Source organism: Fictibacillus terranigra (genome assembly GCF_030412265.1).
GTDB classification, from domain to species: domain Bacteria; phylum Bacillota; class Bacilli; order Bacillales; family Fictibacillaceae; genus Fictibacillus_C; species Fictibacillus_C terrinigri.
This window is the reverse complement of record NZ_JAUHLN010000002.1, coordinates 277,752-297,758: the sequence shown is the minus strand read 5'-3', so window position 1 is coordinate 297,758 and position 20,007 is coordinate 277,752. Positions and strand designations below refer to the sequence as shown.

Genomic DNA, 20,007 nt, shown 5'->3' with positions numbered 1-20,007 from the left:
TCACTAGTATAGTAGAAAAATTTATTATGGTCTGGATTTCCTTGTTTTTTCAATTGATTCTTTGTATAGTGTGAATAATATTAATGAGAAAGGAAGCTGCAATGTTCCAAGAGATTAAATACTATCGCTTCGGGGAAGCAGGGATTTTACTGGAATTTGGAGATGGGATTTCTGTCGACATGAATCAGCAAATCCATAATATCTCCAGATGGCTTAATGAAAACCCCTTTGATGGGTTCATCGAAACGGTTCCCGCATACAACACACTTACAGTCCTTTATGATCCTATGAAATTTGCACACCCTGAAAAATCAGCTTTTGAACTCGCCAAAAATCGGGTCAAAATGCGAATGGAATCCATGCCTAAAGAAGAAGCTTCCTCACGACATGTCATTAAAATACCTGTATGTTACGGCAGTGACTTTGGCCCTGATCTGGAAAACGTAGCAAAATTGAATAGTCTGTCCCCGGAAGAAGTAATAAAAATACATACCGAGAACACCTACTATGTTTATATGCTCGGCTTCGCTCCCGGGTTTCCGTTCTTAGGTGGAATGTCCTCTCGCATTTCCGCACCGAGGCTTTCTTCCCCGCGTCTATCCATTCCAAAGGGAAGTGTCGGAATAGCAGGCAAACAGACGGGGATCTATCCGATTGAAACGCCAGGCGGCTGGCAATTGATCGGCCGTACACCATTAGAACTGTTCAGGCCATCCCTGAATCCCCCGACCCTGATAGAAGCAGGAGATCAAGTTAAGTTTTACGAAATCACATTAGAAGAATACCATTCTTGGGAGGCTGACCATGGCCATAATGATTAACAAACCGGGGATGCTGACCAGCCTTCAGGATCTCGGCCGCTATACCTATCAGCAGTATGGGGTGATTGTAAGCGGGTCAATGGATCCTTTTGCTCATACTGCAGCCAATCTTTTAGTTGGAAATTCAGAAGGAGAAGCTACACTTGAAGTCACACTCACCGGTCCTAAACTAACGTTTGGGATCGATACGTTTATTGCCATCTGCGGTGCCGATCTCACACCGTCACTCAATGAAAAGGCGATTGAAAACTGGAGAACGATCTCTGTAAGAAAAGGAGATGTGCTGGAATTTGGCAATTGCAAGTGGGGATGCAGAGCATACATCGCTGTAGCCGGGGGTTATGATACGGGCCGTGTGATGGGAAGCAAAAGCACGTATTTGCGAGCTGGAATGGGCGGTTATCAAGGAAGAGCTTTGAAAGAAGGGGATACACTCCCGGTGAATTCAGACGGGAACGGCTTTCATCCAACGTCTTTCAATTGGTTTATCAGCCATGAACCGAGAGCCATGTATCTTGATATGAATACCATCCGTGCAGTTAAAGGCAGGCATTTTGACCTCTTTACGAAGGAAAGCCAAACGGCTTTCTTCAATGAAAAATTCAAAATATCTACTCAATCGGACAGAATGGGCTACCGGGCAGAGGGAACTGAACTGAAGCTGCAACAACAAAAAGAGATCCTGTCCGAACCTGTTCTGTTTGGAACCGTTCAAGTTCCGTCAGAGGGTAAACCGATCATCCTGATGGCAGACCGCCAAACGACAGGCGGATATCCGAAAATAGCACAGGTGGCTTATGTTGACTTGCCTAAGCTGGCACAAGCAAAACCCGGAGACTCGATTGTATTTCAAGAAATCACGGAAGAGGAAGCACAAATCAGCTACATCATACAAAAGATAGAGCTGGACTACCTGAAAGCCGGGATCAGACTGAAGAACAGGGAGTGATTAAACGATGAAGTATTCCGTAGACCTCAATTGTGATATGGGAGAAAGTTTTGGCAGATATAAAATTGGCTATGATGAACAGATGATGCATTATATTTCATCCGCCAATATCGCCTGTGGTTTTCACGCAGGAGATCCTTCAATAATGAAACATACGGTCAAACTTGCACTGGAAAGACAGGTCGCCATTGGTGCTCACCCAGGCCTGCCGGATCTGGCCGGGTTCGGACGCCGGATGATGAATATAACCCCTGAAGAAGCATATGATTACGTGCTTTATCAGGTCGGCGCCTTATCAGCTTTTGTACGCGCAGAAGGAGGAAGACTGCGTCATGTCAAGCCTCATGGAGCTTTATACAATATGGCGGCCATTAATAAAGACCTTTCGCGGGGCATATCTGAAGCCATATATAAACTAGACCCAGAAATTATATTGTATGGCTTGGCAGGGAGCCGGTTGATAGAAGCAGGCAGAGCATCCGGCCTACAAACATGCAGTGAAGTTTTTGCAGACAGGACGTATCAGCCAGACGGCACACTGACGCCGAGAAGCCAACCCGACAGCTTGCTGACGGATGATCACCAAGCCGTCGGCCAAGTGATAAAAATGGTAAAGCACAACAAGGTCGGCACCCCAGCTGGAGAAATCGAAATTAAAGCAGAGACCATTTGTATCCATGGTGACGGGGAGCATGCTCTGTCTTTTGCACAAAAGATTAACGATGCATTCAAGAAAGAGGGTATTCAACGTCTGCAGCACGGGTAAGCGAGCCTGTCTACATAAAGAAATTAAAACGTACACTCTCACTTTTAGACCTTTATTCGTTAAGTGTGGATGCCGGTTTTTTTAACTTGCTAAGAGTCAAAGCTTTCAAAACCAGGCGCTTCGTTTTACAATAGATTGAAAGAGGTGAGCAGGGTGGGAAATTTAAACGAATGGTTTCAAAAGGGGTTAACGAAAGACGAATACTTTGAAAGCATGCAAGTCAACAAGGAAGAGCTGCTGGCCATCTACAACAGCTTTACACTTTCTGATGAGGACAGGGATTTTTATCAGCAGTTTCCTCTTCTTGAACTAAAAGCAGCGGTTCTGACGGCTGACTGGTGCGGTGATGCACTTCTTTGTGTTCCGATCATACAGAGAATCGCAGAATATGCCGGGATCGAGCTGCGCTTTTTAGTCCGTGATGAAAATCTTGAACTTATGGACCAATACCTAACGAACGGTACAGCCCGCGCTATTCCAAAATTCATTTTTATCGATCAGGAAGGAAATGAGAAAGCGGTTTGGGGGCCTCGATCACCAGAGGTGCAGACTCTGATCATGAGTGAACGAAGCACTTTGCCAGCAAAGGAAGACCCTTCGTTTGATGAAAAACAAAAAGAGATGTACAAAAATTTCAAAGCTCGGATGACAACTGACCAAGCATTATGGGAATCAGTCAATAAAAGCGTAAAAGAGGAACTTAAGAATCTTTTATAAGAATGGCTTAGGGAGCAGCTCAACAAAGAAGAGCTGCTCTCCTTTGTTGTGCAGGCAAACTATTTTGTCATAAATTGGGCCCCCCTTATAATGGACTTAAGAAAGGAAACACTGAGAGAATTGAGGTACACAATGATGGGAAAACAAAATGAACAGTCTATCGGAATCTGGTACGCAGCACTATCGTATTTGATGTGGGGATTTCTTCCACTATACTGGAAACCTCTTCATTCCGTGGAATCGGGTGATGTCCTAGCTCATCGGATCCTTTGGTCTTTCGAATTTATGATCGCCGTGATTCTTTTGATGAACAAGACTTCAGATTTCTTCAGCAATCTTAGAAATCTTTTTTTTCAAAAGAAAAATTTTCTCGCTGTTTTGGCCTCATCCCTCTTGATCAGCGCCAACTGGCTCATTTATATTTGGGCAGTAAATAATAATCATGTGGTTGAAGCCAGTCTGGGCTACTACATTAACCCGCTGGTCAGCGTGTTGTTGGGCATTATCGTTCTGAAAGAAAAATTAAATTCTTGGCAGATCGCATCATTTGGGGTAGCTCTCATCGGGGTCGGTCTGTTAACCTTCCAATATGGAAAATTCCCATGGATTGCGGTATCCCTTGCTTTGAGCTTCGGTTTGTATGGGCTGACAAAAAAAATGGGCAGCTATGATTCGATTCTTGGACTGACCTATGAAACGATGTTTGCAGCCCCTCTGGCCCTTATCTATGTTGTTTTTGCCCATCAGAAGGGTACAGAAGCCTTTGCCACTCAAAACACCACAGTGACCCTGCTGCTGGTCGGAGCGGGGGTAGTCACCGCCATTCCTTTATTATGCTTCGCACAGGGCGCAAAGCGGATTTCTTTATCTATGATTGGATTTCTGCAATACATCGCACCAACGATCATGCTCATATTAGGGGTTTTCCTCTATCATGAAGATTTTTCAAACACCCGTCTTTTTTCTTTTATTTTAATTTGGATGGCTCTGGTAATCTTCTCAATTTCTAAAACAAGGTGGATGGCTCGGTTACAGCCTAAAAATAAGCACAAAACATACGGTACTTAAGTATTTTTCGCCGGAAATCGCCGTTTATCGCCAATTTTCTTGAAAGTTAACTTTTGACCTATGCCCATACTGTGCTAAAATAACCATGAAAACGTTTAATTAAGAAGTTCCGATCTGCTTTCGCTTTATTGCAAAAGAATGAAATTACCGTGATTTGCAAAAAAATCGTTTTATTGTTGAGCATTCAGGGCATGTATTTCAATGATGATAAATTTGCTTTTGCTATAAAAACAGGAACTTTGAGAACTTCCTATTTAAGTTGTTAATATTTGCTATTAAATCGCAGCAGGGGGTATCAACCAATGAGCACAAACCGTCCAAGCCAGGATTCACCATGGCAGGGATTTTACGGACCGAACCTTGGTTATGTCATTGAATTGTTCGAACAGTATTCAGCTGATCCCAATTCAGTAGACGAGGAACTAAGAAAACAGTTTGAAGAGTGGGGTCCGCCACCATCTTCTGATGAAGCAAATCAAGATGCTCGCAGCAGTCTGTCCCAGCAAACTCCATCCGGAGTTTCAGTCCAAAAAATCGTTGCTGCATCAAACCTAGCCGAAAACATCCGTACTTACGGCCATTTGGCATCCGAAATTCATCCCCTTGAAAAAGTGTCAAAAGACATTAAGTTACTGAATCCATCCCATTATGGGCTGAGCGAGGCGGACTTGAAAACGATTCCAGCCTCTTTGATTTGGGCTGAGGCGCCAAGAGATGTCCAGAATGGATGGGAAGCGATTAACCGCTTAAAAGAAATTTATACCAAATCTATGGCCTATGAGTTCAGCCATGTCCACGTTGAAGAAGAACACAACTGGCTGAATAACATGGTAGAGTCAGGATACATCTATCCTGAAATGACAAACGAAGAAAAGATCGCATTATTGCAGCGCCTGACAGAAGTTGAAGGCTTTGAAAAATTCCTGCACCGTACATTTGTCGGACAGAAACGTTTCTCCATCGAAGGTCTTGATATCCTTGTTCCAATGCTCGATGAGATGATTCACCAGAGCGTTAAAGGGGGAACAAGCAATGTCATGATCGGCATGGCACACCGTGGTCGCCTGAATGTACTTGCTCATACTTTAGGAAAACCTTACGAGAAAATTTTCGCTGAATTTCATCATTCGCCAAACAAGGAGCTGATTCCTTCTGAAGGTTCAAGAGGGATTAGTTTTGGCTGGACGGGTGATGTGAAATATCACCTTGGAGCAGACCGTTCTATCGAAGAAAACACAGCTAGAGCGACATTAACACTTGCTAATAACCCGTCTCACCTTGAGTTTGTTAATCCCGTAGTCGTGGGATATACACGTGCTGCACAAGAGGTTCGTACAGAGCCTGGATATCCGCAGCAGGATGTAAATAAATCCTTCGCGATTTCAATCCATGGTGATGCGGCTTTCCCAGGCGAGGGAATTGTTGCTGAGACTCTTAACCTCAGCCGTTTGAAAGGATATCAGACTGGCGGATCCGTTCACATTATCGCAAATAACATGATCGGATTTACGACTGAAAGCTCTGATTCACGATCCACCAGATATTCCAGTGACCTTGCGAAAGGTTTTGAAATTCCGATCGTACACGTAAACGCAGATGATCCGATTGCGTGTATCGCTGCCATTACACTGGCATATCAATACCGTATGCGTTTCCAAAAGGACTTCTTGATCGACTTGGTCGGATATCGCCGTTTTGGCCACAACGAAATGGACGATCCTGCAGTGACACAGCCTGCAACTTATGAAAAAGTAAACAGCCATCCAACGGTACGGGCATTGTTTGCCAAACAGCTGGAAGCTGAAGGTGTCATTAAAGGAGGACAGGCGGACGAAATGGACAAGGACGTTCAGCAGAGGCTGCAGAAAGAATATGAAAAAGTGAAAGGCGTGACTAAAGACGGGGAAGTAAAGGATGTAGAGGTTCCTGACTACGTTAAAGGGTTCCCTGCTGTAGATACATCTGTTTCATTGGATGAGCTGAAAGAAATCAACCAGGCTCTTCTACAAAGACCTGAAGGCTTTACGGTTTATCCTAAACTGGAAAGAATCCTCGCAAGAAGAGCCAATGCTCTTGATGAGGGCAGCAAAGTTGACTGGGCACTTGCTGAAACGCTTGCGTTTGCCACCATCCTTGGTGATGGCACGCCGATCCGCATTACCGGACAGGACGTTGAGCGCGGGACATTCGCTCAAAGACACCTTGTCCTGCATGACAGCCAAAATGGCAAGCTGTTTTCACCGCTCCATCAGATTCCGCAGGCAAAAGCAGCCTTCGGCATCCATAACAGTCCGCTCTCTGAAGCATCTGTTCTAGGTTTCGAATATGGATACAATGTTTTTGCACCAGAGACACTTGTTCTTTGGGAAGCACAATATGGCGACTTCGCAAATGCTGCACAAGTAATCTTTGATCAATTTATTTCTGCTGGTCGGGCAAAATGGGGTCAAAAATCTGGTCTGGTCATGCTTCTTCCACACGGTTATGAAGGACAAGGTCCCGAGCATTCAAGCGGACGAATTGAAAGATTCCTTCAGCTTGCTGCGGAGAATAACTGGACAGTGGCTAACCTTACCAGCGCCGCACAGTACTTCCATATATTAAGACGCCAGGCAGCAATCCTGGACAAGGAAGAAGTTCGGCCGCTCGTCATCATGACGCCGAAGAGCCTCTTAAGGAATCCAAGAACATCTTCAGCAGGAAACATGCTTGGAGAAGGGGAATTCAAACCGGTTCTTGAGCAGGATGGGTTAGGAAAAAATGCGGAACAGATCAAACGCGTCGTTCTTTGCACAGGGAAAGTTGCTATTGATTTAGCGGCTGAAGCTGAAGGAAAAACGGAGGAGTTGAAACATCTTCATATCCTTCGCGTCGAACAGCTGTATCCTTTCCCTAAAAACGAGATTAAAGAGATTCTTGACCGCTACCCTCATTTAGAGGAAGTGGCATGGGTTCAAGAAGAGCCGAAAAACATGGGATCATGGGCCTTTATCGAATCTAAGCTGCGCGCTGTCTCTCCAGAAAGTGCCAGTGTAAAATATATTGGACGTCCAGACCGGTCCAGTCCATCAGGCGGAGACCCTGACATTCATAAAAAAGAACAAGAACGTATTGTATCTGTCGCTCTGCGAGCAGACCAGACCAAAACGATAACTTCCGAGGGAGGCAATGAACGTGATTGAAATTAAAGTACCTGAACTAGCTGAATCCATCTCAGAGGGCACAATTGCACAATGGCTTAAAAATGTAGGTGACAACGTAAAAAAAGGCGATAACATTGTCGAACTGGAAACGGATAAAGTAAACATTGAAATCAGCGCGGACTACGATGGGATTATTCAAGAAGTTCTCCGTGAAGAAGGCGATACAGTAGAAGTCGGGGATATTATCGCTGTACTTAAAGAGAATGGTGAGGGTGCAGGGGATGTTCCAAGCGAAGCTCCAGCTCCTTCTGTAAGTCATCAACAGGCTGCTCAGCCAGCTGCTGAAGCTCCGGCAGCCGCACCAAACAAACCTGCTGCAGAATCAGAGCAAAGAAAAGAAACTGACCGTCCTTTAGCTTCACCTGCAGCACGCAAACTTGCCCGTGAGCTTGGAATCGATCTTTCTAAAGTAGAAGCGCGCGATCCCCTTGGCCGAGTTCGTCCAGAGGATGTAAAAGCAGCTTCCGAAAAACCAGCTAGCCAGCCTGAACAGAAAGCTGCTAGAGCACCTGAGAAAAAACAAGAGAGCACCCCAAGATCAGCGGACGTACCAGGAAAGCCGGTGGAACGCATGAAACTTTCGCGCCGCCGCCAGACGATTGCTAAACGCCTTGTTGAAGTCCAGCAGACTGCAGCAATGCTTACAACGTTCAACGAAGTGGATATGACAGCGATCAACGATATCCGTAAACGCCGAAAAGATGCGTTTTTACAGCAGAATGACGTAAAGCTTGGATATATGTCTTTCTTTACGAAAGCAGTTGTAGGAGCGCTCAAACAATTCCCGCTGCTTAATGCTGAAATTCAGGGAGACGAAGTCCTTCTTAAAAAGTTCTATGATATTGGAATTGCAGTAGGAGCTGAAGAAGGTTTAGTTGTTCCTGTCGTAAGAGACGCTGACAAGCTTAGCTTTGCCGGTATTGAAAAAGAAATCCTGTCCCTTGGCAAAAAAGCTAGAGAAAATAAATTGACGCTTTCAGAGCTTCAAGGCGGAACGTTCACGATCACAAATGGCGGAATCTTTGGCTCCCTTATGTCTACACCGATTTTAAACGCGCCTCAAGTAGGGATCCTTGGAATGCATGGCATTAAAATGCGCCCAATAGCCATCGATGCAGAAAGAATGGAAAATCGTCCGATGATGTACATCGCCCTTTCTTATGACCACCGTATCGTTGACGGACGTGAAGCCGTGAGCTTCCTTGCTAAAGTGAAAGAAATGCTTGAAGACCCAGAATCACTATTATTACAAGGGTAATTACTTTAAAACCAGGGAATGAATTTCCCTGGTTTTTTTATGATTAAATCCATTCCGGGATGTAGGCAAATTGATCGTTTCCCTTTAAAATAAAGGGAGGATCACGATAAAGAAAAGAAAGGGCTGAGAAAAATGGGAATGCCGTTGGAATTAAATACAATCATTGTTACAAAAAACAAAGAAACCCGTTTGGAGTCGTCCAACTTTTATAAATTAAGAAAAGATGGCTACCGGCTGTATCCTCTTGATATCCCGCTTGAAATTCGGAAGACGAGGGAAACAAAACCTGTGGCCATTGCCAAAATCTGCGAACTGACATGGAAAGAGGGAGCAACAGAAATCACATACGAATTAATCGACCTCAACACTGTGAATTAATAACAAAAAATACTATCGAATTATGTCGAATCGAAGTACGATAAATGGCTTCGTCCTACGAAATGATATGTGTACAGCTCAATTTGATGAAAAAGGGGCGCACGCTGTCATGATAATGGATGAACTTTTAAACGGGATTACAGTTACAAAACCTGAAAACCATGACCCTTTGCTGCCGATTACAGGGATTCAGTTCAATTCCCGGAAAATTGTGCCAGGGGATTTATTCGTAGCCATTGATGGATTTAGTGCAGACGGACATCGGTTTATCGATCAAGCGATTGCAAACGGAGCAATAGCGGTCGTCGGTCAGCAGCCAATAGCGGGGTTAGAGGTACCATATTACCAAACTTCAGATTCAAGGAAAGCGCTGGCAAGAATGGCAAGCAACTTTTATGGCCATCCGTGTAAAAAACATATTATGATTGGGGTTACGGGCACAAACGGAAAGACAACCACCGCGTACTTATTGAAACATATCATTGAGCAGTCAGGTAGAACGTGCTCAATGATCGGCACGGTAAATAACATTATAAATAATCAGGTGATCAAGTCGAAAAACACGACTCCGGACCCGCTCGAAATACAGTCACTACTCGCAGAAAGCTTAGACGAGGTAGTCATTATGGAAGTTTCTTCACACGGAATTGAGCAGCAGCGGATTGAGGGCATATACTTTGATTATGCCATTTTTACGAATTTAGGCAATGATCACCTGGATTATCACGAAAGCATTGAAGCGTATTTTAATGTGAAGTCCAGGCTTTTTAAACGGATGAAAAAACATGGAACTTCAATTATTGCCTCCCACAATGAATGGGGGCGGAAGCTGCAATACAAATTAGCTGATTCCGCTCAAGAGGTGTTCACATTCGGAAATCGAACCGATGACGAAATGCAGCTGATCAACGTTTGTACAGAGTATTTTCCTGTCATCAAAGTGAGGCATGGTAAATCAACACAAAAGATCCAGGTGCCTCTGCCTGGCATGCATAACGTATGGAACACTCTTGGGGCACTCTTGACCGTTGAAAAAATGGGGATATCAATAAAGGAAGCTGCCCGTCACCTATCAACATTTAAAGGGGTTCCCGGACGTTTTGAAACGTTCAGCCATCCAGAAGGAGCAACATTTATTGTGGATTATGCCCATACAGAGGATGCCATCGAATATTGCTATCAAACGGCAAAACGTGAGAACGCTGAAAGAATAGTTCATATTTTAGGGTTCAGAGGAAAAAGGGATTCTGCCAAAAGAAAAGATATCGTCTCCCTTTGTTCAGATGTTTGCTCTCAACTCATACTAACCTTGGATGACCTAAATGGAGTCCCGAAGGACAGAATGGTAGATGAATTAAAAAAATTGAACAACGAATTTGCGGACGGAAGCGCCGAGATTATACCCGACCGCACCAAAGCGATTCAGCATGCATGGGATAAGGCAAAGGATGGCGACTGGGTGTTCATTACAGGAAAAGGGCAGGAAACATACAAACAATCCTTTAAATTGCCTACGTCAACCGATAAACAAACCATCCAATTTTTAAAAACGGCAAAACATCCGGTTTCCAGCTAAAACGCCTCTAGACTTAGAGGCGTTTTACTTTTATACAACCGTGTCTGCTAGCGAAACGATTGTCTCTCATATTTTCGTTGAAGATGTCTTATATCGGAGATCAATTTTCTGCCCGCAATCGGTTCATATTGTTTATACATAGGATTGAGCTTCTCAATCCATTTCTGTTTTTCATACGGTGTCAGCTCATGTATCTGTATATTTGATTCTTTTTTTATGAGACGCAGCTGTTCTTTGTTCATGGTTCGATAATGGTCCTGGTTCCACTGGACCGTTTCATTAATGGAATTCTGTATGAGCACCCTGACTTTCAAAGGCAGGCTATGCCAATAATCTTCATTCATCAATATGGCGTATCCTAAAAACCCATGGTTGCTGATCGTCATGTAATCTTGAACACGGTAATATTTTTTTGAATAGATGTTAGAGATCGTATTCTCTTCTCCAGTTACATTTCCTGATTCCAGGTTTCGGTAGGTTTCATTAAAATCGATTGGTTTGCTTTGCCCGTCGAGAAGTTCAAACTGTTTTTTCAGCACCACGCTGGACATGATACGAAACTTTTCGTCTTTAAAATCATTCGGTTTGATTATTGCATGGTCCTTATTGGTGATTTGCTTTAAACCGTTCACCCAAAAACCAAGGCCTTTAATGTTTTGTTGCTCTAGAGATGCAAGCAATGATTTTCCGATGTCTCCGTTCAATCCCTCATTGATCGCTGATTCTGTAGGAAACGCGAACGGCAGGTCAAGAACTTGCCACTTTGATGAAACTCCCCCCAGCTTTGATGTAGCAGGAGCAATCATTTGTACCTTACCACTCTTTAAGGCATCCAGCTCTTCTTTATCGGTATACAGACTGCCGTTAGGAAACACCTCTACCTTTACTCTGTGATCGGATTTTTGCTCCACCAGATCGGCAAATTTTTGTGCCGCAAGTCCTTTAGGTGTGTTCTCAGCCACCACATGGCTGAATTTAATGACGATCTGTTTTTGGATGCCTGATTGATCATCATCAAAAGCCATCTGTTGTTCTTTATGATTAAGATGAAAGCCTATATAAAACGAAAGCAATAAACCAGTGATGAGAAAAACGGATATTCCTAAGATTTGTTTCATGTTCAGCCTCTTTTGTACTCTTTTTCCATTAAGTCTAGCATAACTTAAAAACCATGTTACAATATTACACAGAATTTAATGGAAGGAATGGCTTGGCCAGATGAAATTTATAAGATTGCCCATCCGCTGGAAAATCATCATTTTATCGTTCGGAATCGTTCTTTTCTCCCTTTTAATTGGAGGCATCATCATTACTGGCAAAATTGTGGATATGAGGGAAGAGGAACTCGGCAACCGTGCCATGATTACTGCCCGGACGGTGGCTGAGCTTCCTGAAGTACAGATGCAGATCCAAAAGAAGGATGGGGCTGATGTCATCAATCCGATTGTGGAAAAAATAAGAGTCATTAATAATGCAGATTACATCGTTGTATTGAACATGGATCATTACAGATACTCTCATCCAGTTTATGGGCTCATTGGAACGAAATCAGCCGGAAAAGACGAGGGACCGGCCTTTGCAGACCATACCTACATATCCAAGGCAAAAGGAGATCTTGGGATTGCTGTCCGTGCTTTTATGCCTGTTAAGAATGCACAACTGGAACAAGTTGGTGTCGTTATTGTCGGAAACATACTTCCGGGGTACCTCGAAATTCTTCAAAGTTTAAAAGCACAGGCCGCCCTTATTATGTTCTTAACGTTACTCTTTGGCCTTCTTGGTTCGTGGATGCTGGCCAGGCATATTAAACAGCAGATGTTCCAGCTGGAACCGCATGAGATCGTGCGGATGTATGAGGAGAGTACAGCTGCTTTCCATGCAATGCATGAAGGGGTGATCGCTGTCGATGTGAAAGAGAACATCACTATCTTCAACGAAAAGGCAAAATCAATTTTTCAGGTGGAAGGCAGCCTTACAGGTAAACCGATAAGATCGGTCATCCCGGACACGAGGCTTCCTGAAATCATTCAGTTTGGAAAGCCGGTTTACAATCAAGAGATTAATGTAAGCGGTAAGATCATTATGAGCAATCGAATTCCGATAAAAGATAATCATAACGTGATAGGAGCAGTTGCGATCTTTCAGGACCGGACAAAGGTTGCTAAAATGGCGGAAGAACTAACGGGGGTAAAAGCGTTCGTAGAAGCTCTCCGCATTCAAAATCACGAGCATTTGAACAAGCTGCATACAATAGCAGGACTTATTCAGCTGGACAAGGGCGAGCGGGCCCTTCAGTATGTTTTTGATATTTCGGAGCAACAGAAAAGTCTCACGCGTTTCGTGACAAAAAATATAAAAAATGACAGTATTGCCGGACTGCTCATAAGCAAAGTGAGCAGAGGAAAAGAATTGAAAATCAATGTAGTGATCGACAGCCTGAGCCGTTTGGAGGAGCTTCCCTATCCGCTGAATGAACATGACATCGTAATGATCCTCGGGAATCTAATAGAAAATTCCATACATGCCTTAAACGAATCAGATTCACCGGACAAACATATCGATATCAGTATTGAACAGGACAGTGAAATCTGTGCTCTGTTGGTCGAAGACAATGGTCCAGGAATCCCTGAACATATCAAACCATACATTTTTGACAAGGGTGTCACTACGAAAGGGGAAAAAGGACTGGGACTTGGTTTATATTTAGTTAAAGAGATTGTGGATAAAGGCAAAGGGGACATAAAACTATCTTCCTATCCCAATGGAGGGACGAGCTTTTACATCACGTTCCCAATGAACGGAAGGAGACATTCATGAACCGAAAAACCATTTCAGTTGTTTTAATCGAAGACGATCCGATGGTGCAGGAAGTGAATAAAACATTTATTGAAAAAGTGAGCGGCTTTGAGGTGAACGGAACCGCAGGCAATGGAGTGGAAGGGGTTAAAACCATTCTGGAACTCCAACCAGATCTAGTCATCCTCGATATTTTCATGCCCCAGCAGGATGGGCTTGAAACACTGTATCAGATAAGAAAAAACAAGATAAAAGTTGATGTGATCATCATATCTGCAGCCAATGATAGGGACACAATACAGACTATGCTCCAACAGGGCGCCATGGACTATATCATCAAACCGTTTAAATTTGATAGAATCAAGCAGGCACTGGAACGGTATAAAGATTATTACACGCAATTTTCCCCAGACGGTGAAATGTCACAAAAGGAAGTGGATACGCTATTATCCGGAATACATACACCGCATTTTGAACAGGATCGAAAGGAAATCCCGAAAGGATTAAATCAAATCACACTGAAACAGATTATGGCTTATCTTCGGGCGCAATCCTGCGGCAAATCTTCAGAGGAAGTAGCTGAAGGGGTCGGGATCGCCCGTGTGACAGCAAGAAGGTATTTAGAGTATCTTGAAAAAAGGGGAGAAATCAAATTGGATATGCAGTATGGAGGAGTAGGACGGCCAGTTAACCGGTATCTTATGAAAAACGACTAAAGATAACTGGCAAATGGAAAGACCAAAAAGACCAAAAAGGACAATATAACCTAAATATTCACTAAATATTCAGAAAGCGTTATCATCAATTCTAAGGGTGATAGCGCTTTCAGTTTGTTATTCACTATAAAAGGAGGAAGAACATGAAACCCCTGTTTAAGAACCTGACCTTTCAAGTCATCATTGCTATTATTCTGGGTATCACTGTGGGGCTGCTATGGCCCGAAGCCGGAAAGAACATGAAACCGCTGGGTGATACGTTCATTAATGCCGTTAAGATGGTCATCTCACCTATTATTTTTCTTACCATTGTTCTCGGAATTGCTAAAATGGGGGATATGAAAAAAGTAGGCAAGGTTGGAGGAAAAGCTTTTATCTATTTTGAAATCGTCACGACATTTGCTCTGATCATCGGGTTGATCATTGTCAATATCATTAAACCTGGGGCAGGGCTGGACTTTGACAAGCTTCAAAAAGGGGATGTTTCTCAATATACCTCTGGCGGTGGAGATGGAGGAATCAACTGGGTAGACTTCGTTACTCATATTGTTCCCGAGAATATGGTTGACGCATTCGCTAAGGGAGATATCCTGCAGGTCCTGTTTTTCTCTATCCTGTTTGGAGTGGGATTAACGGCTCTGGGAGTAAAAGGGAAACCAGTGATCGAATTTTTCGATAAGCTTCTGAACATCTTTTTTAATGTCGTAGGGTATATCATGAAAGCAGCGCCATTAGGAGCTTTTGGAGCAATGGCGTTCACCATTGGAAACTTTGGGCTTTCATCCTTGCTGCCCTTAGGGAAGCTGATGATTTCCGTCTATGTGACCATGTTTCTTTTCGTCATCATTGTGTTGAACATCATCTGTAAAATGTACGGTTTCAGTTTATGGAAATATTTGAAGTTTATCAAAGATGAAATTCTTATTGTTCTTGGAACGAGCTCCTCCGAATCTGTTCTTCCGAGGATGATGAATAAGATGGAGCGGTTCGGATGTTCAAAGTCTGTAGTCGGACTCGTGATACCTACCGGCTATTCTTTTAATCTAGATGGTACTTCCATCTACCTTTCCATGGCCGTCGTATTTCTCGCACAAGTTTTTAATATCGATTTAAGCCTTACACAGCAGCTAACCATCATTGCCATCCTGATGTTAACGTCAAAAGGTGCAGCAGCTGTCACAGGCGGCGGATTTATAGTACTGGCCTCAACGCTTTCTGCCATGCAGGTCATCCCTGTTGAGGGACTGGCTTTGCTGCTTGGGGTCGACCGCTTCATGAGTGAGGCACGAGCGATCGTCAATTTGATCGGCAACGGAATCGCAACGATCGTAGTTTCTAAGAGTGAGAATGAATTTGACGAGAAAAAAAGCGAGGAAGCCTATATTGAACTAAAATCACAGGGAAGAACGGCATAATAAAAGCGCCAAGTTGGCGCTTTTTTATATGGGGCCATGTCTGCTGAGCCATCCTGTTTAAATGAAGAAATAAAGGGAACAGTAATTTATGGATTAAGGAGGGATATTCATGAACAAACAAAAAGAAGGCAACAATGAATCCTTGGAACAAAAAGAAAAGGAAAAAAGACACGAAGATATTGATCCTCAGCGAGATCCTGAAAAGTCAAACAGAAGAACAGAAGATGCTAACCCGGATGACTTTGAGTAAGAAAACTCTGATCATCAGGGTTTTCTTTTGTCTCTTTTAAAAAATGAAAGATTCCTTTAAAATATAAAAGATAAACAAAAATAGGAGGCTAAATCATGATCCACCAATCCTGGCAAGACAAAAAAACGATCAAGACAGTTACTTGTATCCATACAAATGCAGCAAAGTATATGGTAGACCGAGTGCTCACCGAAGGAAAAACGTACGAAGTAAAGAACGAAACAGAAGAATTCTATTTTGTGGTAGATAATTCAGGCAGAGTTGGAGGATTTTATAAAGAGTACTTCCAGGATCCTGGTAATTAAACCGATGGGAAATAGAGGGGATGCACAGAATGACCAAAGCTGTTTTCATTGACCGGGACGGTGTCATTAACGAAGTTATGACATCAAGAGTCAAGCATGTAAATCATCCCAGCAGCTTTTATTTCCTGGACGGTGCTCTCGAAGGATTAAGGGAGCTTACCGAAATGGGCTTTTCTTTATTCGTTGTAACCAATCAAGGAGGAGTCGGTCTGGGATTTCTTCAGGAAAAGATGCTCAAGAAAATTCACGAAAAGATGGTGCTTGAAGCAGAAAAGGCGGGCGGGGTGATAAACGATATCGCCTATTGCTGCCATAAGCCGCATGAAGGGTGCTCCTGCAGAAAACCAAGCCCAGGAATGATATTGGATCTTGCGGAACGGTATAATATCGATCTGACGAACAGCTTTATGATCGGAGACCGCGAAACGGATGTTGAAGCAGGAAGGAAAGCCGGTGTCACTACTGTTAAAATCGGTGGTGAACAAGGGGAAGCCGACTTCCTGGCAGCTGATCTGCGGGAGGCTGCAGGACATATCCGCGCATATGAAAAAATCAAAGGACGCTCTGACTAGAGTGTCCTTTGATTATGCCTTTCCATTTACTTATGAACGAGCTGTCTCTTGTTTTTTTGAAGGACCGCTTTAATTGTAAAGTAGGAAATCTCTTCACCTGCTTCTTCCTTTAGTGGCTTTAATTTTTCACTTCCAAGAAGTTCAATTGCATTTAGGACGATCGCTTCCTGCCCTTCTGGAATTATTCTATCCCAGTTTAGCGGCATGCCCTCTTCTGCACAACGGAGGAGATGGTTTTCAACCGTTTGTACCGATAAATTCCGTTGTTTGGCAATCTCAGAAATATTCTGGTTTTCGTTGAACAGCTGGTAAGATTCCAGATGGCTGTCCTTCTGAGGAGAATCAGCGTTCCCTTGCTTTTTCATTGAATGAGCGGCTGCAGAGTTGAACTCCTTTAAAGTGTCGAGGAAAATTTGTCCGTAACGGTCAAATTTTACTTTTCCGACTCCTTTGATCTCCAGCATTTCTTCTTCGTTCCCCGGCATTTTTTCGCTCATTTCTTTCAATGCACTATCCGCAAAGACGACATAGGGCGGTACACTTTCCCTGTCTGCGAGTTCCTTGCGCAAGTCCCTCAGACGTTCAAACAGTTCATTATTTTCAGTAAAGCTGGTAATCGTTTTTCGTTTCTCTTTTCGATATACCTTCTCTTCTCCTTTTAAGACGAATAGAGCTTTTGGGGCCAGCATGAGGACAGGATACTGGCTGTCAGATAACTGAAGGTGCCCCTCTGCCGTCAAATAATCAATCAGCTGCATGATCTCCTTCTGCGGTCGGTCTTTCATTAGACCGTACGTTGATAGAGAGGTGAGTCCCAGTTCATGAATCCGCTTTGTTTTAGAACCATTCAGTACTTGTGCTACCACTGTTTTTCCAAATCGCTGATTCATGCGCTTTACACAGGAAAATACCATCTGGGCTTGCGTGGTAATGTCTGTTTGTTCACGCTCATCGGTACAATTTCCGCAGTTTCCGCAATCTGCTGATGATTCATCGCCAAAATACTCTACAATAAAACGCTGCAGACATTGTTCGGTGTGGCAATAGTCCGTCATATACTGAAGCTTCTTATACTCATTCCCTTTTCTAGTCTCATCCATATTTCCTTGTTCGATTAAAAATTTCTGAAGCTGGACATCCCGTGCGGAGAAGAAAAGGATACATTCGCTCGGTTCACCGTCCCGGCCGGCACGTCCTGCTTCCTGGTAATATGCTTCTAAGTTGCGAGGAAGATTATAATGAATGACATAACGGACATTCGTTTTATTGATTCCCATGCCGAAAGCATTGGTCGCAATCATGATCGCTGTATCATCAAAGATAAATTGATTTTGAGATTCCCGTCTTTCTTCCTCAGACAGGCCTGCATGATATTTTGACACCGCGAATCCATTTTTTGTTAAATAACTATGCAGCTGATCAACCTCATTTCTAGTGGAAGCATAGATAATACCAGAATTCGATCTGTTTTTCTTTACATATTGCAGCAGGTATTCTCGTTTAACCTCATCTTTGATCACAGAAAAGGTTAAATTATCTCTTGCAAAACCCGTAACAAACGTGTTTTCCGGATGAATATCAAGCAGCCTGCAGATATCTTTGGTTACCTCCTTGGTAGCTGTGGCTGTCAGCGCAACGATGATGGGGCGAGGATACAGGGAAGCAAGCATATCTTTGATGCGCAAATAACTTGGACGGAAGTCGTGGCCCCATTGAGAGATACAATGAGCCTCGTCGATGGCGATCATGGAAATATTCATTTTAGCAAGAAGACGCCGAAAAGCTGGAGATTCTAAACGTTCAGGCGCAACATAGATGAGTTGATAGGCTCCGTTTGCGGCTTGCTGTATTCTGTCCTGGATCACATCATCAGAAAGTGAACTATTAATATATGTAGAAGGAATACCAGCATTTTCAAGAGAATCCACCTGATCCTTCATTAATGAAATTAGAGGGGAGATGACCAGGGTCACACCATTGAGAAGCATTGCAGGGACCTGATAACAGATGGATTTACCCCCACCGGTCGGCATAATTCCCAACGTGTTTTGATGCTGAAAGATGCTTTTGATCACTTGTTCTTGTCCTGGTCTAAAAGAGGAATAGCCAAAGTGTCTTTCTAAAATTTGTTGAGCTAGATTAAACATACGATCTCCTTTCTGAACAAAAGACAAGAGTAGAAACATTCCAAATAAAACGGAACAAAGCTTAATTATACATCAATCCTGAAAAACCTGCTGTAAATAAAAAATAACGGTCCTATCCACAAATGGTTAATCTATCAAACGCAGTTTTTTGTTAGAAAAAGAAGAATAAAATAGTATTTTGTAATATTAATGTAATCTCCCTAAAATACTTTTGTTATAAATATTTTATATGATTAATTTATTGGTATCGCAAGAAAATTTTAGGGGGAAAGAGCAACTTGAAAAGATTACTTATGGGGTTGGGGATCGCAGGCATTTTAACTGCTAATCCTGTAGTGGGACAGGCAGCACTGGGAGATCATACGTTAAAATACGGAATGACGCATACAGAAGTAAAAGATCTGCAGGCAAAGTTAAAAACGAAAGGTTATTTTACATACAGTACGACTACAACCTATTTTGGTACTTATACTTTGAATGCTGTGAAAAGCTTTCAAAAAGCAAAAGGGTTGACTGCTGACGGAGTTGCAGGGCCATCCACTTTTAAGGCGCTTGGAATCTATCCGTCCTACAGCAAATCTCAACTTGTTTCCACCGCCAAATCTTACCTGGGCGCCCCATATGTGTGGGGAGGTACAACACCATCAGGCTTTGACTGCAGCGGATATGTCGATTACGTGTTTAAAAAATCGGCGGGAATCACACTGCCAAGAACAGTGGCAGATATATATAAGGAAGGTACAAAGGTGACTGCATTAAGCGCTGGAGATTTGGTATTCTTTCAAACGTATCAGTCGGGAGCTTCACATGTCGGTATCTACATTGGAAACAACCAGTTTATTTCAGCTACTTCCTCACAAGGAGTAAGCATAGCTTCCATGAGCAATACATATTGGGCACCAAAGTATCTAGGGGCTAAAAGAATCTAATAACGGAAAAACCAGAACATCGTACTCGTTGTTCTGGTTTTTTTATTTAAATTGATCCTTATTTGGGTATAAAAGTAATGGATGGAACACAATATCACATGAAAAATGAACAAGAGGGAAATATAGGAAGTAACGAGGAGG

At 43.1% G+C, this 20,007-nt stretch carries 18 protein-coding genes; 16 read left to right on the top strand and 2 right to left on the bottom strand.

The annotated features are described in order from the left end of the window. Positions 1 to 101 precede the first annotated feature (101 nt). The 9 genes from pxpB (at position 102) to QYF49_RS09235 (ending at position 10,736) form a co-directional block, all read left to right on the top strand. The gene (pxpB, locus tag QYF49_RS09275; protein ID WP_290399339.1) at positions 102 to 821 is read left to right on the top strand and encodes a 5-oxoprolinase subunit PxpB; all 720 of its coding nucleotides are present in this window, start codon (positions 102 to 104) and stop codon (positions 819 to 821) included. After that, entirely contained in the window at positions 805 to 1,770 is a 966-nt protein-coding gene (locus QYF49_RS09270; RefSeq protein WP_290399338.1) for a 5-oxoprolinase subunit C family protein, read from the top strand. The genes pxpB and QYF49_RS09270 overlap by 17 nt, the downstream gene beginning before the upstream one ends. A gap of 7 nt (positions 1,771 to 1,777) precedes the next feature. Beyond that, positions 1,778 to 2,536 (top strand): LamB/YcsF family protein, encoded by a 759-nt coding sequence (locus QYF49_RS09265; RefSeq protein WP_290399337.1) that lies wholly within the window; start codon positions 1,778 to 1,780, stop codon positions 2,534 to 2,536. A 144-nt stretch (positions 2,537 to 2,680) separates the two neighbouring features. Next, positions 2,681 to 3,253, top strand: a complete 573-nt coding sequence (locus QYF49_RS09260) for a thioredoxin family protein (protein ID WP_290399336.1) — start codon at positions 2,681 to 2,683, stop codon at positions 3,251 to 3,253. A 135-nt stretch (positions 3,254 to 3,388) separates the two neighbouring features. Beyond that, a complete protein-coding gene (gene rarD / locus QYF49_RS09255; RefSeq protein WP_425589583.1) occupies positions 3,389 to 4,321 on the top strand; it encodes an EamA family transporter RarD in 933 nt (310 codons plus the stop codon). 302 nt (positions 4,322 to 4,623) lie between these two features. Beyond that, a complete protein-coding gene (locus tag QYF49_RS09250; RefSeq protein WP_290399334.1) occupies positions 4,624 to 7,503 on the top strand; it encodes a 2-oxoglutarate dehydrogenase E1 component in 2,880 nt (959 codons plus the stop codon). Further along, positions 7,496 to 8,782, top strand: a complete 1,287-nt coding sequence (odhB, locus tag QYF49_RS09245; RefSeq protein WP_290399333.1) for a 2-oxoglutarate dehydrogenase complex dihydrolipoyllysine-residue succinyltransferase — start codon at positions 7,496 to 7,498, stop codon at positions 8,780 to 8,782. The genes QYF49_RS09250 and odhB overlap by 8 nt, the downstream gene beginning before the upstream one ends. A 132-nt stretch (positions 8,783 to 8,914) precedes the next feature. Further along, positions 8,915 to 9,160: a DUF2584 domain-containing protein gene (locus tag QYF49_RS09240; protein WP_290399332.1), complete on the top strand. Its 246-nt coding sequence runs from the start codon at positions 8,915 to 8,917 to the stop codon at positions 9,158 to 9,160. Positions 9,161 to 9,269: 109 nt separating this feature from the next. Continuing rightward, a complete protein-coding gene (locus QYF49_RS09235) occupies positions 9,270 to 10,736 on the top strand; it encodes a UDP-N-acetylmuramoyl-L-alanyl-D-glutamate--2,6-diaminopimelate ligase (RefSeq protein WP_290399331.1) in 1,467 nt (488 codons plus the stop codon). A gap of 47 nt (positions 10,737 to 10,783) precedes the next feature. On the opposite strand, the gene QYF49_RS09230 is transcribed toward QYF49_RS09235, so the two are convergent. Further along, positions 10,784 to 11,854 carry a DctP family TRAP transporter solute-binding subunit gene (locus QYF49_RS09230; protein ID WP_290399330.1) on the bottom strand — a complete coding sequence of 357 codons (1,071 nt, stop codon included), beginning with the start codon at positions 11,852 to 11,854 and terminating at the stop codon, positions 10,784 to 10,786. A gap of 100 nt (positions 11,855 to 11,954) precedes the next feature. On the opposite strand from QYF49_RS09230, the gene QYF49_RS09225 reads away from it, so the two are divergent. The 6 genes from QYF49_RS09225 to QYF49_RS09200 all read left to right on the top strand — a co-directional run bounded on the left by QYF49_RS09225 (position 11,955) and on the right by QYF49_RS09200 (position 16,790). Continuing rightward, complete coding sequence (locus QYF49_RS09225) at positions 11,955 to 13,553, top strand: ATP-binding protein (protein WP_290399329.1); 1,599 nt, start codon at positions 11,955 to 11,957, stop codon at positions 13,551 to 13,553. Continuing rightward, complete coding sequence (locus QYF49_RS09220) at positions 13,550 to 14,248, top strand: response regulator (RefSeq protein ID WP_290399328.1); 699 nt, start codon at positions 13,550 to 13,552, stop codon at positions 14,246 to 14,248. Before QYF49_RS09225 ends, QYF49_RS09220 begins: the two co-directional genes overlap by 4 nt. Positions 14,249 to 14,391: 143 nt before the next feature. Further along, positions 14,392 to 15,663 (top strand): C4-dicarboxylate transporter DctP, encoded by a 1,272-nt coding sequence (gene dctP, locus QYF49_RS09215; RefSeq protein WP_290399327.1) that lies wholly within the window; start codon positions 14,392 to 14,394, stop codon positions 15,661 to 15,663. A gap of 109 nt (positions 15,664 to 15,772) precedes the next feature. Beyond that, positions 15,773 to 15,913: a hypothetical protein gene (locus tag QYF49_RS09210; RefSeq protein WP_290399326.1), complete on the top strand. Its 141-nt coding sequence runs from the start codon at positions 15,773 to 15,775 to the stop codon at positions 15,911 to 15,913. Between the two features lie 95 nt (positions 15,914 to 16,008). After that, entirely contained in the window at positions 16,009 to 16,218 is a 210-nt protein-coding gene (locus tag QYF49_RS09205) for a DUF6501 family protein (protein WP_290399325.1), read from the top strand. 29 nt (positions 16,219 to 16,247) lie between these two features. Beyond that, on the top strand, positions 16,248 to 16,790 hold the full coding sequence (locus QYF49_RS09200) for a D-glycero-alpha-D-manno-heptose-1,7-bisphosphate 7-phosphatase (protein ID WP_290399324.1): 543 nt from the start codon (positions 16,248 to 16,250) through the stop codon (positions 16,788 to 16,790). 26 nt (positions 16,791 to 16,816) lie between these two features. Here QYF49_RS09200 and recQ read toward each other — a convergent pair whose 3' ends face one another. Continuing rightward, complete coding sequence (gene recQ, locus QYF49_RS09195; protein ID WP_290399323.1) at positions 16,817 to 18,937, bottom strand: DNA helicase RecQ; 2,121 nt, start codon at positions 18,935 to 18,937, stop codon at positions 16,817 to 16,819. Between the two features lie 278 nt (positions 18,938 to 19,215). Here recQ and QYF49_RS09190 point away from each other — a divergent pair, with 278 nt between their 5' ends. Beyond that, a complete protein-coding gene (locus QYF49_RS09190; RefSeq protein WP_290399322.1) occupies positions 19,216 to 19,866 on the top strand; it encodes a C40 family peptidase in 651 nt (216 codons plus the stop codon). The last annotated feature ends 141 nt before the right edge of the window (positions 19,867 to 20,007 follow it).

Bases quoted from the DNA above. Each gene is read 5' to 3' on its own strand.
- rarD (WP_425589583.1), top strand. From the start codon at position 3,389: ATGGGAAAACAAAATGAACAGTCTATCGGAATCTGGTACGCAGCACTA.
- pxpB (WP_290399339.1), top strand. From the start codon at position 102: ATGTTCCAAGAGATTAAATACTATCGCTTCGGGGAAGCAGGGATTTTA.
- QYF49_RS09250 (WP_290399334.1), top strand. From the start codon at position 4,624: ATGAGCACAAACCGTCCAAGCCAGGATTCACCATGGCAGGGATTTTAC.
- QYF49_RS09235 (WP_290399331.1), top strand. From the start codon at position 9,270: ATGATAATGGATGAACTTTTAAACGGGATTACAGTTACAAAACCTGAA.
- QYF49_RS09200 (WP_290399324.1), top strand. From the start codon at position 16,248: ATGACCAAAGCTGTTTTCATTGACCGGGACGGTGTCATTAACGAAGTT.
- QYF49_RS09210 (WP_290399326.1), top strand. From the start codon at position 15,773: ATGAACAAACAAAAAGAAGGCAACAATGAATCCTTGGAACAAAAAGAA.
- QYF49_RS09205 (WP_290399325.1), top strand. From the start codon at position 16,009: ATGATCCACCAATCCTGGCAAGACAAAAAAACGATCAAGACAGTTACT.
- recQ (WP_290399323.1), bottom strand. From the start codon at position 18,937: ATGTTTAATCTAGCTCAACAAATTTTAGAAAGACACTTTGGCTATTCC.
- QYF49_RS09265 (WP_290399337.1), top strand. From the start codon at position 1,778: ATGAAGTATTCCGTAGACCTCAATTGTGATATGGGAGAAAGTTTTGGC.
- dctP (WP_290399327.1), top strand. From the start codon at position 14,392: ATGAAACCCCTGTTTAAGAACCTGACCTTTCAAGTCATCATTGCTATT.
- QYF49_RS09225 (WP_290399329.1), top strand. From the start codon at position 11,955: ATGAAATTTATAAGATTGCCCATCCGCTGGAAAATCATCATTTTATCG.
- QYF49_RS09270 (WP_290399338.1), top strand. From the start codon at position 805: ATGGCCATAATGATTAACAAACCGGGGATGCTGACCAGCCTTCAGGAT.
- QYF49_RS09220 (WP_290399328.1), top strand. From the start codon at position 13,550: ATGAACCGAAAAACCATTTCAGTTGTTTTAATCGAAGACGATCCGATG.
- QYF49_RS09230 (WP_290399330.1), bottom strand. From the start codon at position 11,854: ATGAAACAAATCTTAGGAATATCCGTTTTTCTCATCACTGGTTTATTG.
- QYF49_RS09240 (WP_290399332.1), top strand. From the start codon at position 8,915: ATGGGAATGCCGTTGGAATTAAATACAATCATTGTTACAAAAAACAAA.